General features: G+C 63.9%; 10 protein-coding genes. All 10 read right to left on the reverse strand.

Features of this window, described 5'->3' with window-relative positions; genetic code table 11:
- Positions 1-22: 22 nt before the first annotated feature.
- Positions 23-802 (reverse strand): enoyl-CoA hydratase, encoded by a 780-nt coding sequence (locus NNX38_RS06285; RefSeq protein ID WP_255797230.1) that lies wholly within the window; start codon positions 800-802, stop codon positions 23-25.
- Between the two features lie 54 nt (positions 803-856).
- Positions 857-1,804 (reverse strand): 3-hydroxyisobutyrate dehydrogenase, encoded by a 948-nt coding sequence (gene mmsB, locus NNX38_RS06290; protein WP_255797231.1) that lies wholly within the window; start codon positions 1,802-1,804, stop codon positions 857-859.
- On the reverse strand, positions 1,797-2,879 hold the full coding sequence (locus NNX38_RS06295) for an enoyl-CoA hydratase/isomerase family protein (protein WP_370646378.1): 1,083 nt from the start codon (positions 2,877-2,879) through the stop codon (positions 1,797-1,799). Before NNX38_RS06295 ends, mmsB begins: the two co-directional genes overlap by 8 nt.
- Positions 2,879-4,378: a CoA-acylating methylmalonate-semialdehyde dehydrogenase gene (locus NNX38_RS06300; protein WP_255797232.1), complete on the reverse strand. Its 1,500-nt coding sequence runs from the start codon at positions 4,376-4,378 to the stop codon at positions 2,879-2,881. The genes NNX38_RS06295 and NNX38_RS06300 overlap by 1 nt, the downstream gene beginning before the upstream one ends.
- 219 nt (positions 4,379-4,597) lie before the next feature.
- Complete coding sequence (locus NNX38_RS06305) at positions 4,598-6,382, reverse strand: ABC transporter ATP-binding protein (protein WP_255797233.1); 1,785 nt, start codon at positions 6,380-6,382, stop codon at positions 4,598-4,600.
- A complete protein-coding gene (locus tag NNX38_RS06310) occupies positions 6,379-7,422 on the reverse strand; it encodes an ABC transporter permease (RefSeq protein ID WP_255797234.1) in 1,044 nt (347 codons plus the stop codon). Before NNX38_RS06310 ends, NNX38_RS06305 begins: the two co-directional genes overlap by 4 nt.
- A gap of 11 nt (positions 7,423-7,433) precedes the next feature.
- Complete coding sequence (locus NNX38_RS06315) at positions 7,434-8,966, reverse strand: ABC transporter permease (RefSeq protein WP_255797235.1); 1,533 nt, start codon at positions 8,964-8,966, stop codon at positions 7,434-7,436.
- A 111-nt stretch (positions 8,967-9,077) separates the two neighbouring features.
- Positions 9,078-10,838 carry an ABC transporter family substrate-binding protein gene (locus NNX38_RS06320; protein WP_255797236.1) on the reverse strand — a complete coding sequence of 587 codons (1,761 nt, stop codon included), beginning with the start codon at positions 10,836-10,838 and terminating at the stop codon, positions 9,078-9,080.
- A 250-nt stretch (positions 10,839-11,088) separates the two neighbouring features.
- On the reverse strand, positions 11,089-11,688 hold the full coding sequence (locus NNX38_RS06325; protein WP_227918308.1) for a GDSL-type esterase/lipase family protein: 600 nt from the start codon (positions 11,686-11,688) through the stop codon (positions 11,089-11,091).
- Positions 11,689-11,751: 63 nt separating this feature from the next.
- Positions 11,752-15,558 carry a multifunctional oxoglutarate decarboxylase/oxoglutarate dehydrogenase thiamine pyrophosphate-binding subunit/dihydrolipoyllysine-residue succinyltransferase subunit gene (locus NNX38_RS06330; RefSeq protein WP_255797237.1) on the reverse strand — a complete coding sequence of 1,269 codons (3,807 nt, stop codon included), beginning with the start codon at positions 15,556-15,558 and terminating at the stop codon, positions 11,752-11,754.
- Positions 15,559-15,666 lie beyond the last annotated feature (108 nt).

Below are 15,666 nucleotides of genomic sequence, written 5' to 3' on the forward strand. Positions count from 1 at the left end.
CGGCGCGGCCGGACGCACCGCCTCAGCGGTGGGTGAAGTCCGGCTTGCGCTTCTCGACGAAGGCTGCCATGCCTTCCTTCTGGTCTTCGGTGGCAAACAGCGAGTGGAAGACGCGCCGTTCGAAGAGGACTCCCTGGGCCAGGCCCGTCTCAAACGCTGCGTTGACGGCTTCCTTGGCAACCATCGCCACCGGTTTGGATTTGGAGGCGATGACCGCGGCGGCCTCCATGGCCTCCTCGACCACGTCCGCGGCCGGGACCACGCGGGAAACGAGGCCGGCGCGTTCGGCTTCCTCGGCACACATGAAGCGCCCGGTCAGGATCATGTCCATCGCTTTGGACTTCCCCACGGCGCGGGTGAGCCGCTGGGAGCCGCCCATGCCGGGGAGCACTCCGAGATTGATTTCCGGCTGGCCGAATTTGGCATTGTCGCCGGCAATGATGAAGTCGCACATCATCGCGAGCTCGCAGCCGCCGCCCAAGGCGAAGCCGGACACTGCAGCTATCACCGGGATACGCAGACGGGTCAAATTTTCCCAGCCGCGGAACCAGTCCGCGGCGTACATGTCCATGTAGCCCTTGGACTGCATTTCCTTGATGTCCGCCCCGGCGGCGAAGGCCTTGCCGGATCCGGTCAGCACAACAGCTCCGATCGCGGGATCGGCGTCCATTGCGGACACGGCGCGCACGAGTTCGTCCATGGTGGACTTGTTCAGCGCGTTCAGCGCCTCGGGCCGGTTGAGCGTCACGAGCCCCACCCGGCCGCGCTGCTCTACGAGAATGTTCGTGTACTGCTCAGTCATGTCTGGCCCCTCAGGTGCTGTTTCAAGTGTTCGGGATTGTCCGGTGCGCAAAACCTAGCGCGCTGACCTATCCCGGATATCGGTGATGATGCCGGAGAAATCCCGGCCCGCGCCGCCTTCCGCGGCAAAGTCATCGTAGATTGCCGAAGCGAGCGGTCCTAACTGCGCGGCGACCCCCGTGCTTTCGAGGGCGTTGAGGGCCAGCTTCAGGTCCTTGGCCATCAAGGCTCCCGCGAACCCGGGCTGATAGTCGCGGTTGGCGGGGCTGGTGGGCACCGGGCCCGGCACGGGGCAGTTTGTGGTCAGCGCCCAGCACTGGCCGGAGGCCGCCGAGGCAACATCGAAAAGGGCCTGGTGGGTCAGGCCCAGCTTTTCGCCCAGGACAAAGGCTTCGCTGACCGCGATCATCGAGATTCCGAGGATCATGTTGTTGCAGATCTTGGCGGCCTGGCCTGCACCGTGCTCTCCGCAGTGCACTACGCGCCGGCCCATCACCTCGAGCATCGGGCTGACTGCTTTGAAATCTTCCGGCAACGCGCCCACCATGAAGGTCAAAGTGCCTGCCTCGGCGCCTACGACGCCGCCGGAGACCGGCGCGTCTACGGCCCGGTGGCCGGCCGCAACCGCGAGTTCTGCTGCCTCCCGGGCCTCCTCCACGTTGATGGTGGAGCAATCCAGGAACAGGGTGTTGGGTGCGGCAGCGGCGAGCAGCCCCGGCTGGTCTCCGGTGCCCCGATAGGCGTCCAGCAGATGTTTGCCGCTGGGCAGCATGGTGAGCACTACACCGGCGCCGGATACCGCAGCGGCGGCACTGGCGGCTGTGGCGATGCCGTTTGCCTCAGCAGTTTCAAGAGCGGCGGGCATTACGTCGAAGCCGGTGACGGCGTAGCCGGCGTTCACGAGATTCACGGCCATCGGGCCGCCCATGTGGCCCAGTCCGAGGAAGGCAACCGGAGCGGCCTGCTCCCCACGGCTCAGCTCTGAAGGGAATGGTTCAGACATTGTTGTGCTCCTTGGAAAGTATCAGTTCACGGTTCCCCAGCGGAGCGAAATAGGATTCGACGTCCTCGTCGCTGACCTCTGCCAGCGTGGCGGGCTGCCAGTCCGGGGCAAAGTCCTTATCCACCACCTGGGCACGGATGCCCTCCCGGAAATCGGGTCCGGCGACGAACCGCAGGCCCACCCGGTACTCCTGCTCCAGGGCTTTCTCCAGGCTCAGCCCCTTCACCCGGCGCAGCGATTCCAGCGTCACTTTCACCGCGGTGGGGGACTTGGCCGCTATTGCCTCGGCAGCCTTGGCTGCTTCCTCCTGGGCCTGCCCATCGAAAGCCCGCAGCCGGCGCACAATTTCCTCGGCGTCGGTCCCGGCGTAGCAGGCGTCTATCCATGCCTGCCCTGCGAGTCCGGACGGCGGGGCCTCCTCTGCAAAGCGTGCGACGGCGGAGTCCACGGGTTCGCTTTCAAGTGCCCTGGCGAGGTCCTCAAGCTTCGCCGATGGAACGAAGGAGTCCGCGAACCCCAGGAACACCGCGTCGGCAGCGTTCAAGTGGGCCCCGGTGAGGGCTGCATGGGTGCCGGTCTCCCCGGGCGCGCGGGAGAGCAGCAGGGTTCCGCCGACGTCGGGCACGAAGCCGATGGTGGTTTCCGGCATGCCCAGCCGGGTCCGTTCGGTGACGATCCGGACGGAGCCATGGGCGGAGATTCCCACTCCGCCCCCGAGCACCAGTCCGTCCATGAAAGCCACGTACGGCTTGGGGTAGTTCGAAATGAGCGAGTTGAGCGTGTATTCGTCCGCCCAGAAGGCGGCTGTGGCGTTGCCGCCGTCGAGCATGTCGCGGTAGATGGCCACTATGTCGCCGCCCGCGCACAATCCCCGTTCGCCGGAGCCGCGTACCAGCACAGCTGCCACGGAGTCGTCGCCGGCCCAGAGCCTGAGCTGCTCCAGCATGGCCGATGCCATGCCGGCCGTAAGCGCATTGACGGCCCGCGGGCGGTTGAGCGTTATGACGCCCAGCCTGCCGCGGCATTCGAACAGCACCTCATCCGTGGCAGGCTTCCCGGAGTCCATGGCTGCCATCAGCTGCCTTCCGGCATAACGAAGCTGGCGCCGGTGCGGATCCCCGACGGCCAGCGCGTGGTGACCGTCTTGGTCTTGGTATAGAAGCGGAAAGCATCCGCACCGTGCTGGTTGAGGTCGCCGAATCCGGAAGCCTTCCAGCCGCCGAAGGTGTAGTAGGCGATAGGGACCGGGATGGGGACATTGATGCCCACCATGCCGACCTGGACCCGGCTCGCGAAATCACGGGCTGAGTCACCGTCCCGGGTGAAGATGGCCACTCCGTTGCCGAACTCGTGTTCGCTGCACAGGCGCAGGGCTTCGTCGTAGTCCTCTGCACGGAGCACGCTGAGCACGGGCCCGAAAATCTCTTCCTTGTAAATCGTCATGTCCTTGGTGACGTTGTCGAAGAGAGTGGGCCCCACCCAGAAGCCGCCGTCGTAGCCCTCTACTGCGAGGCCGCGCCCGTCGGCCAGCAGGGTGGCACCCTCATCCACACCGGCCTGGATATAGCCTTCGATCCGTTCCTTCGCGGAAACCGCGACCACCGGGCCGAAATCCGAATCCTCGGCGAGGCTGTGCCCGACCTTGAGTCCGGCGATCCGCTCCTCAAGCTTCGCCACGAGCGCGTCGCCGGTGTCCTTGCCGACCGGTACGGCCACGGAGATCGCCATGCAGCGTTCGCCGGCGGAGCCGAAGCCGGCACCGATCAGGGCATCGGCTGCCATGTCCAGATCGGCATCCGGCATGATCACCATGTGGTTTTTCGCGCCGCCGAAACACTGGGCGCGCTTTCCATGCGCAGCGGCAGTGGCGTAGATGTACTGCGCAATCGGTGTGGAGCCGACAAAGCCGATGGCGGCGACCCGCGGATCCTCCAGCAGAGCATCGACCGCTTCCTTGTCGCCGTTGACGACGTTAAAGACACCGGCCGGAAGGCCGGCCTCCGTAAAGAGCTCGGCAAGGCGCAGGGGCACGGATGGGTCCCGCTCGGAGGGCTTGAGGATGAAGGAATTGCCCGCAGCCAGTGCCGGACCGGATTTCCACAGCGGAATCATGGCCGGAAAGTTGAACGGCGTGATTCCGGCTACGACGCCGAGCGGCTGGCGCATTGAATGGACGTCGACGCCGGCCCCCGCGTTGTCCGAGAACTCGCCCTTGAGCAGGTGCGGGGCGCCGGCGGCGAATTCCACCACCTCGATGCCCCGCTGGATGTCGCCTTTCGCGTCGAGGAGGGTCTTGCCGTGTTCCGAGGACAACAGGGTGGCCAGTTCGTTCATGTTCGCGTTCACCAGATCGACGAACCGCAGCAGGATCCGGCCCCGCCGCTGCGGGTTCATGGCCGCCCATTCCAACTGGCCCTTCTCCGCGTTGGAAACAACGTTGCGGACTTCCTCGGTGCTGGCCAGGGGCACCCTGGCGGAGACCTCGCCCGTGCAGGGATCGTAGACATCGCTGAAGCGCCCGGAGGCGCCTCCAACATGCTGTCCGTCAACGTAATGCGATAGCTCGCGAACCATAATGGAATGCTCCTTTGCACCGTGAATTGCGAAGCTGCACCGCGGCTGAGTGTGAGCCGCGACACTGTCTTCCCACCCCAACATAGTCCAACTTAGTTCCAGACCGGCAAACGGAACCCTGACAACGACGACGGCGGCGCCGTGGGGAAGATGGTCTTCCGCCTGACGCCGCCGCCGCGGTTTCGTTCTGCTGTGTTTACCTATTCCGCACCGTTCAGCCTATTCCTCGCTGCCGGCCGCGAGGAGCGCATAGCGCTGCTCTCGGCGGTAGGCCTGCTCGGCCGGGTCCGGCACCGGTGCCGCTGCCAGCAGGCGCCGGGTGTACGGATCCTGCGGGTACTTCAGGACCTGTTCGGTGGAACCCTGCTCCACCATCCTGCCCTTGTTCAGCACGGCGATATGGCTGGCCAGGATCTCCACCACCGCGAGGTCGTGGCTGACGAACAGGCAGGCAAAGCCGTACTCCTGCTGCAGGTCCTGCAGCAGCGCCAGCACCCGTGCCTGCACCGACACATCCAGCGCCGACGTCGGCTCATCCGCTACGAGCAGGGACGGCCGCAGCGAGAGCGCCCGCGCAATGCCCACACGCTGGCGCTGCCCGCCGGAGAGTTCGTGCGGGTACCGGTTGCGGAAGCTCTTGGGCAGCTGGACGTCATCGAGCAGGTTCTCCACCCGCTTATCCAGCTCGGCCTTGGACAGCTTCTCGTGCAGGAACAGCGGCTCGCCGATGCTCTCACCGATGGACATACGCGGATTCAGCGATGCCGCCGGGTCCTGGAAGACGATGGCGAACTTCCGCCGCAGGGGCCGCATTTTTTTCGGTGACAGCCCGGCGATGTCTGTTCCGTTGATCCGCACACTTCCCTCGGCCACCGGCAGCAGACCGGTGACGGCGCGTCCGATGGTGGACTTCCCCGAACCGGATTCGCCCACCAAACCCATGACTTCGCCGGGCATGATCGTGAAGGAAACATCGGATACCGCACGGAAGGCCGGGGTGCGGAACCGTCCCGGATACTCGATGGCCACATTCTCAAGCTGCAGGGCGGGCGTCTGCGACGTCGTCGGTTCGGCCACTTCCTCGGAGGCCTTCATAACCGCCCGGGGTGCATCGGTGATCTGCAGGGAGCCGTCATCCTCCACCTCGACGGCTGCCAGCACACCGCCCACCTTGGAACCGAGGTGCGGCACGGCATCGAGCAGGGCCTTGGTGTAGTCCTGCTGCGGTGCGGCGAAGAGATCCACCACGGCGGAGGCTTCCACGATCCGCCCGTTTTGCATGACCACCACGTTGTCCGCGAGGTCGGCCACCACGCCCATGTCATGGGTGATGAGCAGGATGGCGCTGTTCAGGCGTTTGTTGAGCTTACGCAGCAGTTCGAGTACTTCCGCCTGGACCGTTACGTCCAGGGCGGTCGTGGGTTCATCGGCGATCAGCAGGATCGGATCATTGGCAATGGCAATGGCGATCATGGCCCGCTGGCGCTGCCCGCCGGAGAACTGGTGCGGATAATTGTCGTAGCGGGTCTCCGGATCAGGAATCTCCACCATGCGCAGCAGCTCAATGGCGCGTGCCTTGGCATCCGCGGGGGACGCATCGGTGTGCTGCTCAATGATCTCCTTCACCTGCTCACCCACCGTCAGGACCGGGTTCAGGGCCGTCATGGGCTCCTGGAAAATCATGGCGATGTCATTGCCGCGGATCTTCCGCAGCGCCGACTGCGGGGCGCCGATGAGTTCCTTGCCGTGCAGTTTCGCACTGCCGGTGGACCGCCCGTTGCCGGGCAGCAGGCCGAGCAGCGCCATGGAAGACATGCTCTTTCCCGAGCCGGATTCGCCGACGATCGCCAGGATCTCCCCGGGATAGACCTTGTAGTTCACGTCTTCGGCGGCCATGACCCATTCGTTGTCGACGTTGAAATCGACGCCGAGTCCGGTGACCTCAAGGATGGGGGAACCGGTTCCCGTTGCGGGGGTGTCGCTGTATACCGGTGTGGAGGTCATTGCTTGTTCCTTGTCTGTCGGGGATCAAACGCATCCCGGAGCCCGTCGCCGATGAAGTTGACGGCGAGGGCAATGGCCACGATAAACACGCCGGGCCAGAGGAAGACCCAGGGGCGCACGGTCATGGCTGACCGGTTGTCATTGATCAGCTTGCCCAGCGAGGTGTCAGGTTCCTGCACGCCCAGGCCCAGGAAGCCGAGGGCGGTTTCGAGCAGGATGGCGCCGGAGATTGCCAGCGTGGCCGAGACGATGATGACGCCTACGGTGTTGGGCAGGATGTGCTTGAAGATGATCCGGGAAGAGCTGGCACCCACGGACTTGGCCGCCTCGACGAACTCCTTCTCCCTGAGGGACAGGAATTCGCCGCGGACAATCCGGGCCAGCCCGGTCCAGGTGAGCATGCCCAGGAAGGCCGCGAAGACCACGATTCCGAAGTCTGCCACGATGGTGGCCAGCACAGCTGCGACCACCAGCAGGGGAATCGTGATGATGACATCGGTGAAGCGCATCAGGACGGCTTCGACCCGCCCGCGGTAATACCCGGCCAGGGCACCGACGACGGTTCCGATGACGGTTCCGACAATACCCACGATGAAGGCAATGATCAGGGAGATCTGCGCCCCGCGCATGGTCATCGCGAAGTAGTCCCGGCCCAGGGCGTCCTGACCGAACGGATGGTCGCCCAGCCCGGTCCAGGACAGGGTCGGTTTCCCGCCGTCGGAGGTATCCTGCACCTCGTAGAAGGTGTGCTGCCACCAGCCCGGAATATGCAGCGGGCCGATGTTGAAGCCGATTGAGGAGAACGCCAGCAGCACAATGAACAGCAGGCCGATCATTCCGCCCATGGCTCCCTTATGCCGCAGGAAGCGTTCGCGGACCAGCTTGGACTGGCTCTTTGCCTCGGTGATCTTCGGGTCAGCGACGACGCCCCTGGTCGCGGGTGCGTCCGCCGTGACGGTCCGCTGGCTCTCCAGCGTCATGGCCGTCAGCTCCGGGCTGCTTTCCTTCGGCCCGTCCGCGGAAATCTTGTTATCAGTCATTGCTCTACCAATCAGTTCAGGCTGATGCGCGGATCGAGGAACGCGTACGCGATGTCAGCCAGCATGTTGAAGGCCACCGCGGCCACGCCCGTGACGAGGAAGAACGCCATGATGACATTGGGGTCCACGTTGGTGAGTCCGTCGGTGAACATCTTGCCCATGCCGTTCCAGCCGAACACCGATTCCGTGACCACGGCGCCGCCGAGCACACCGGCGAAGTCGAAGGCCATCAGGGTGGTGATCGGGATCATTGCGTTGCGGAACGCGTGCTTGACCACGACTGTCCGTTCGCTGAGCCCCTTGGCCCGTGCTGTGCGGATGTAGTCCTGGGTCATTACGTCCAGCTGGCTGGCCCGGGTGTAGCGGGTGTACATGGCAAACGAAATCAGCATGATCGCGATGGTCGGCAGCACCAGGTACAGCGCGTAATCGAGATTCACTTCCCAGAAGGTTCCCTCGAGGTTGGGCGTGGAGGAACCGGTGGTGGGAATGGGTCGGCCGCCGGTCTTGCGGGACAGCGTCGGGTAGGCGTGCAGGAGCGAATCCAGGAACACGACGGAACCGATCAGCAGGCCGACGACGGCGGTCAGCTGCCGGGTCTGCTTGGCGTACGGTCCGCCCACGAAGTGCCCGATGGCAGCGGAAACGGCAACGGTCACCAGTGCCAGGCCGGCAATGGTCAGCCAGTCGGGGTCTTTCATGATGCCCATCGTGACCAGATAGCCGACAAAACCGGCTGCGGCCGTAGCAAGGGCTGCAAAGACAATCCGGCGGCGCCGGAACCCGGCGAACAGGGCAGTGGTTCCGAGGGCGATGGCGACGGCGCTCACCAGGATGCCGACGGGACCGAAACCGGGGGTCTTGAACCAACCGGACATCAGCAACAGGAGCATGGTTACCGAAGTTGCCACGGCTGCCACCGCGAATACCTGGATCCGTCGTCGGCGGTCGCCGCCGATGACGACCATCCAGATCAACCCGGCCACCAACCCCAGCAGCACTATGCCCAGATAGGACATGGTTGGATTCACCAGCCAGGTGTTGAGACCGATGGCGAGGTACTGCTTGAGGAGCGTGGAGAGCCAGAAGAGCGGCATGGAGAACAGGAGGAAGGCAACGAACGTGATCGAGTAGTCGAACACACTGTACTGCCGCAGGGCGGTCACAACACCGATGAGCACGCCCAGGATGATCGCGAGCACCGTTGCTACGACCACCAGGCGGAAGGTTGAACCGACGGCGGATTCCAGCTGCTCGATGACGGGGTTGCCCACTCGGTCCAGGCCCAGCGTGCACTGTGCACCGCCGGGCATGATGCAGCGGCCGATTTCCTGCAGCCAGAGCAGATAGCGGATGTGGATGGGCTGATCCAGGTGCATGGCTTCGGTACGGGCGGCTACGCGGGATTCCCGGTCATCGTTGCGCAGTTCGGCGAGGTCATGGAGGGGATCGCCGGAGTTGACGGCCAGGACAAACATCAGTGCCGTGGCGGCCAGGAGGATAAAGAACGAAGTGACCGCTCTTTTAAGAATGAAGTAGAACACCGTGGGGCTCCTTGGGGTGGGACTGAAGAACGCCGCGGACATAAGCAGGGGGATGGGCAGACTTTGCGTCTGCCCATCCCCGCTTAGGCTGCGGCTAGCGTGGTGCTGCGGCTAGACCTGCTTTGTCCACTTGTAGGCGTTCCAGGTGATGCCGTTCTGGCTCGGGTTCAGTTCCACGTTCTCCAGCTTGGAGGAGTGTGCAACCACACCGGAGTTGGCGTACAGGACCACGTTGTAGACCTCGGCGGCGAGGATTTCCTCTGCCTTGGTCTTCAGTTCCTTGACCTCTTCTTCGTCAGTGGAGCTGGCGATCTGGTCCCAGAGCTTGTCGAGTTCGGTGTTGGTGAACTTGCCGTAGTTCTGCTCGCCGTCGGAGACGTAGATCGACTGTGCGCTGGCGGCCAGACCGGATCCGGCCCAGGCGAACAGGATGGCGTCCCAGGCTCCGGGCTCAGCGAGCTTGGCGCTCCACTTGGGGTCCGGGGTGGGAACAATGTTGAAGCCGGCCTGGTCGCAGGACGTCTTGATCAGGGTGACGATGTCGGCGCGCAGCTGGCTCGTGGAGGAGAACATCAGGCGGACCGATACGGGTTCGGTCTTACCGGCATCGGCGAGCAGCTTCTTGGCGCCCTCGATATCCACTTCGTCGTACTCGCTGGCGGACGGAGCGCCTTCGAGGACCTCTTCGTAGTCCTCCTGGCCCGGCTGGTATTCGCGCAGGTTGTCCACCGTGGCGTTCTCGTCGATGGGCTTGGCGAACTTCTCGACAATGTCCTCGCGCGGTACGCACTTGGCGAACGCCTGACGTACGGCCAGGTCCTTGAACACGCCGTTTTCCGACTGGTCCAGATCGATGTGGCTGAAGGTCAGCTCGGGACCGGTGAGCATCTCGACGGTCTCGCCGATGTTCTCGATGGCGGTCTTCGTGTCAACCGTGGGGCCGGAGGGTTCGATGATATCGACCTCGCCGTTCTCCAGGGCCTGGACTGCTTCGGTGTCTGCGATGGTCTTGAAGACGATGGTTTCGGTCTTGCCCTTGCGCTCTTCGCCCCAGTAGTTCTCGTTGCGCTTGAGGGTCAGGGTGCCGTCGGTGGCGTTGTCCAGCATGTACGGGCCGGAGGACGGGATCATTTCGGCGTCCGGAAGCTTGGTCAGATCGGCTTCGTAGTTCCACCCGGTGTTCCAGAATTCGGCCAGCGGGGTCAACGCCGCGATGTCCTTGTCCTGGATGGCCTTGATCAGGGCTTCGCCGTCGTTTGCGGTGTCCAGTCCGCCCTTTTCCGCCGCGACATGTGCGGGCATGATGGGGCCGATCATCAGGGCTTCCCAGTCCGCGTACGGGGTCTCGAAGACCATGTCGAACTCTTTGTCGCCGGCCTCGCCCTCGATCATCTTGGTCTGCGAGAAACCGTTGGTGGAGGACGGCTGGAAGATGTTCTCGCCCTCGGCGGGACCGACCTGTCCGGAGAAGGCAGCCCAGTTCAGCAGCACGTCATCGAAGTCGATGGGGGTGCCGTCGGACCACTTGGCGTCCTCATTGATCTTGTAGTGCACCGTCAGCGGATCGTCGCTGGTCTTTTCGAAGGTGCCGAACTCTTCATCGTGGATGACGCCGTCAGGGCTGTACTCGACAAAGTTGCTGTGCACCAGGTTGTCGACGTAGCTGTTGTACGTGCTGTTGGTGTTGGCGGTGCTCGAGTTGTAGGCGTCGGGCGCCTGGCTGATGGCGATATTGATGGTGGAGGCGATGTTCTCGGCTGTTTCCTCCGAGCCGCCTTCGCTTTCGGTTCCGCCCCCGGCGGAGCCGCAGGCGCCCAGGAACAGGGCCCCCACGGAGAGTGCGGCAAGAGCTGCCGTGCGCTTAGTACGCATAAGTAGTCCTAACTGGTGATGAGGAGTCAGGAACCACCAATGATGGCCCCCCAAAGCGGCCGTGATGACCGCCGCATGTGGAGCAACACTAACCACATATTGTTTCCACTGTGAGACAAGTTACATGTTGTTAACCGATCGTTATGCCCGGACACGGGGGTTTTTGTACTCGAAACCGCGCGGGAATACGCAAAAACCCTCCCGGCTGTTGCCGGGAGGGTTTTTTTGACGTCCGTTTATGACGGAGGTTTCAGTTCATGTCGGGCAGGTCGAGCCACTGGTACCAGCCTCGGTGAAGCACCAGCCACGCCATAAGGCCGTAGCCTGCCTGGCCCGGCGTTCCGCCGTTGGCGGCAAGGTCCGTACGCCACTGCTCGTGGTTCAGCAGCGGGTTGAGGGTGTCTACGTACACGTGCTTACGCCGCGTGGTCACGTCGCCGAACGCCGCGGAGAGATCCGCGAGCTTCCGGTTCCGTTCCGGGTCCAGGCCCGGGGGAGGGCCCACCACGAAGACCTTGATGCTCATCTGCGCGGCGCCGTCGAGGATGTTCGCCAGGTTCAGGCGGCTTCGCGCCGTCGTCAGCTGAAGGTCCAGGTCCCGGTCAGACAAGCCGATCACGAGGCGGTTTTCGCACCCGTCTTCGAATCGTCTCCCGGCTTCCGCGAGCCATCTGTTGGCCAGCGCCTCGGTGCCCTCGTTAGGTGCAGCCAGGCTGTATGCCTGGAGGTTGACGTTCTCGGGCGATGTTCGGGCCAGGACACGTCCCAGCCAGCCGAGTGCGCGCGGATCCCCGTGTCCGGCCAGCAGCTCATCACCTACAGCAGCAAGCCGAATTCTGCGTTGTTCCACTAGTCACCTTCTCGAATCAAAAAAACAGGGTGGGACGCCGAAGCGCCCCACCCCAAACCTAGCCTACTGACGTTCGAAGGCCTTCTTCACAAGAATGTCCTGCTCCACTGCGTGGCGCTTGGCAGAGCCGGTAGCGGTGGAGGCCGACGCCGGGCGTGAGACCAGGCGCAGGCGGCTATCCAGGTGCTGGGGCAGGTTGAGGCCGATGAAGGGCCACGGACCCTGGTTCGCCGGCTCGTCCTGCGCCCACACGATGTCCGCGTTGGGGTACTTGCCCACAGCGGCCCGGATCTCGTCGACGGGGAGCGGGTAGAGCTGCTCAACGCGGACGATTGCCGTCTTGTCGTCGCCGGTCTTCTGGCGGTTTGCCAGCAGGTCGTAGTACAGGCGGCCGGACACCAGCAGTACGCGGTCGACGGCGTTCGCATCCAGTTCGGCATGCTCGCCGATAACCGGCTGGAACTCGCCGTGCGTGAACTCCTCCACCGAGGTTGCGGCCGCCTTCAGACGCAGCAGCTGCTTGGGGGTGAAGACCACCAGCGGCTTCCGCGGGCGGCTGTACGCCTGCCGGCGCAGCAGGTGGAAGTGCGAGGCACCCGTGGTCGGGTTGGCAACAATCATATTGTCCTCGGCACACATCTGCAGGAAACGCTCGATCCGTGCGGAGGAGTGGTCCGGTCCCTGTCCCTCGTAGCCGTGCGGAAGCATCAGCACCAGCGAGGACCGCTGGCCCCACTTCTGCTCGGCCGAAGAAATGAACTCGTCAATGATGGTCTGGGCGCCGTTGACGAAGTCACCGAACTGGGCTTCCCAGAGCACAAGGGCATCAGGGCGCTCCACCGAATAGCCGTATTCGAAGCCCATGGCGGCGAATTCGGAGAGCAGGGAGTCGTAGATCCACAGCTTGGCCTGGTTCGGGTCCAGCTCAGCCAGCGGCACCCACTCTTCGCCGGTGGCGCGGTCGTGGAAGACGGCGTGGCGCTGCGTGAAGGTTCCGCGGCGGGAGTCCTGCCCGGCGAGGCGTACGGGGACACCTTCCATCAGCAGCGAACCGAAGGCGGCGATTTCGGCAAAGCCCCAGTCGATGTTGCCCTCACGGGACATCTGGTCGCGCTTTTCCAGCAGGGACTTCAGCTTCGGATGGACCGTGAAGCCCTCGGGTACGGCCACGTGGGCCTTGCCGATGTGCGCCAGGACCTCTGCGGAGACCGCAGTGCTTGCCGGCTTGATGATCGTGGTGCCTTCCTGCTGCGCAGCAGGACGTTCCAGATCGGAAACCGCTTCGGAATCCTTGGTGATCACCGGGATGGGCGAGGTCTGGGCGGCGTGCGTCTCGGCGAAGACGCGCTCGAGACGGCCCTGGTAGTCGCGCAGGGCCTGCTCGGCCTCCTCCTGGCTGATGTCCCCTCGTCCGATCAGGGACTCGGTGTACAGCTTGCGCACGGAGCGCTTGGCCTCGATCAGGCTGTACATCATCGGCTGGGTCATCGAAGGGTCATCACCTTCGTTGTGGCCGCGGCGGCGGTAGCAGACCATGTCGATGACGACATCCTTGTGGAAGCGCTGACGGTACTCGTAGGCCAGCTGGCCAACCCGTACAACTGCTTCGGGATCATCGCCGTTGACATGGAAGATCGGTGCCTGGACCATCTTCGCGACATCTGTGGAGTAGACGGAGGAACGCGAGGACGTGGGCGACGTCGTGAAGCCCACCTGGTTGTTGACCACCACGTGGATGGTGCCGCCGGTGCGGTAGCCGCGCAGCTGGGAGAGGTTGAGCGTTTCCGCCACCACGCCCTGGCCTGCGAAGGCGGCATCGCCGTGCACGAGGATCGGCAGCACGGGGAACTCGTCGCCCTTGTCCAGCCGGTCCTGCTTGGCGCGGACAATGCCCTCCAGCACGGAATCTCCGGCTTCGAGGTGGGACGGGTTGGCTGCAAGGTAGACCTTGGTCTGCTTCCCGTTGTCCGATGTGAAGGTTCCCTCGGTGCCGAGGTGGTACTTCACGTCGCCGGAACCCTGCACGCTGCGGGGGTCCTGGGTGCCTTCGAATTCGCGGAAGACCTGTGCGTAGGTCTTGCCCGCGATGTTCGTCAGGACGTTGAGGCGGCCGCGGTGGGCCATGCCGATGCCGACTTCCTCGAGGCCGTCGTCGGCGGCACCGGAAATCACGGCGTCCAGCAGCGGAATCAGGGATTCGCCGCCCTCAAGGGAGAAGCGCTTCTGTCCAACGAACTTCGTCTGGAGGAACGTCTCGAAAGCCTCGGCAGCGTTGAGCTTGCTGAGGATTCGCAGCTGCTCTTCGCGGGTGGGCTTCGTGTACTTGGTTTCCAAGCGGTCCTGGAACCAGAGGCGCTCCTCGGGATCCTGGATGTGCATGTATTCGATCCCGGCAGTGCGGCAGTAAGCGTCCCGGAGCACACCGAGGATCTTGCGGAGCTTCAGCATCGGCTTGCCGCCGAAGCCGCCCGTGGGCCACTCCCGGTCCAGGTCCCACAGCGTCAGGCCGTGGTTCAGGATGTCCAGGTCGGCATGCCGGCGCTGTACGTATTCCAGCGGGTTGGTGTCCGCCATCAGATGGCCGCGGACCCGGTAGGCGTGGATCAGCTGCTGGATGCGGGCAACCTTGTTGATCTGCTCGTCCGGGTTGACCTGGATATCCGGGCTCCAACGGACGGGCTCGTACGGGATCCGCAGGGATTCGAAGATCTCGTCGTAGAAGTTCTGCTCACCCAGCAGCAACTGGTGGATGATGCGCAGGAACTCGCCGCTGCCGGCACCCTGGATGACACGGTGGTCATAGGTGGAGGTCAGGGTGATGATCTTGCTGATCGCGTTGCGGGCCAGGATCTTCTCGTTGGCACCCTGGAACTCGGCCGGGTACTCAAGGGCACCGGCACCAATGATGGCGGCCTGGCCCTTGGAGAGGCGGGGCACCGAATGCACGGTGCCGATGCCGCCCGGGTTGGTCAGGGAGATGGTGGTGCCGCGGTAGTCATCGGCGCCGAGCTTGCCGCTGCGGGCACGCTTGACCAGGTCTTCGTAGGCGTGCCAGAACTCCGAGAAGTTCAGTGTTTCGGCCTTCTTGATGTTCGGCACGACCAGCAGACGGGTTCCGTCCGGCTTGGGCATGTCGATGGCCAGGCCGAAGTTAACGTGTGCGGGCTGGACGGCAACGGGCTTGCCGTCCACCTCGTCGTAGAACACGTTCATGGAGGGGAACTGGGCGGCAGCACGGATGATGGCGTAACCCAGCAGGTGGGTGAAGGAAATCTTTCCGCCGCGTGCACGTTCCAGGTGGCTGTTGATGACAATCCGATTGTCAATCAGCAGCTTGGCCGGAATGGCGCGCACGGTGGTTGCCGTCGGGACGCTCAGGCTGAGGTCCATGTTGGTGGCAATCGCCTTGGCCGGACCGCGCAGCACGGTGACCTTGTCCTCTTCGGCAGCGGCATCGCTGGGCTGGGTCTTGGGCAGCTGCGCAGGAATCGGCGCAGCCTTGGTCTCAGCCTTCGGCTCGCTCTTCGCCGCGGGCTCGGCCTTGGCCGGTTCCTTGGCTACCGGCGGCTTACCCGACTGCTGCGTTGCAGCGGGCGATTCGCCTGATGCCTTCGGTGCATTGGGTGCCGTGGTCTCGGCTTTCACCACCGGAAGCTGGCGGGTGGCGGGCCGGGAACCGTCCGGGGAACCGGCGTTTCCGTTGGAGCCGTTGCCGGACTGGGAGTCTTCAGCCTTGAAGGATTCGAAGATGCTCCACCACTTTTTGTCAACGGAGTCCTTGTTCGACAAATACTGCTCGTAGAGTTCATCGACAAGCCACTCGTTGCCGCCGAATTCCTCCGGCAGGCGGTGGTTGGATTGGTCTGGCACTAGATATACGCCTCTTCCATGAGTTGCCGTTTGCCCTGATGGCACCATGTTCTGACGCTTCCGCCTCAAGTACTGGTGCGGCCCGGTGCGCAGTGACCGAGACTTCAT

Origin of the sequence: Arthrobacter sp. zg-Y238 (assembly GCF_024385525.1) — a bacterium.
Lineage (GTDB): Bacteria > Actinomycetota > Actinomycetes > Actinomycetales > Micrococcaceae > Arthrobacter_B > Arthrobacter_B jinronghuae.

Bases quoted from the DNA above. Each gene is read 5' to 3' on its own strand.
- NNX38_RS06285 (WP_255797230.1), bottom strand. From the start codon at position 802: ATGACTGAGCAGTACACGAACATTCTCGTAGAGCAGCGCGGCCGGGTG.
- mmsB (WP_255797231.1), bottom strand. From the start codon at position 1,804: ATGTCTGAACCATTCCCTTCAGAGCTGAGCCGTGGGGAGCAGGCCGCT.
- NNX38_RS06295 (WP_370646378.1), bottom strand. From the start codon at position 2,879: ATGGCAGCCATGGACTCCGGGAAGCCTGCCACGGATGAGGTGCTGTTC.
- NNX38_RS06300 (WP_255797232.1), bottom strand. From the start codon at position 4,378: ATGGTTCGCGAGCTATCGCATTACGTTGACGGACAGCATGTTGGAGGC.
- NNX38_RS06305 (WP_255797233.1), bottom strand. From the start codon at position 6,382: ATGACCTCCACACCGGTATACAGCGACACCCCCGCAACGGGAACCGGT.
- NNX38_RS06310 (WP_255797234.1), bottom strand. From the start codon at position 7,422: ATGACTGATAACAAGATTTCCGCGGACGGGCCGAAGGAAAGCAGCCCG.
- NNX38_RS06320 (WP_255797236.1), bottom strand. From the start codon at position 10,838: ATGCGTACTAAGCGCACGGCAGCTCTTGCCGCACTCTCCGTGGGGGCC.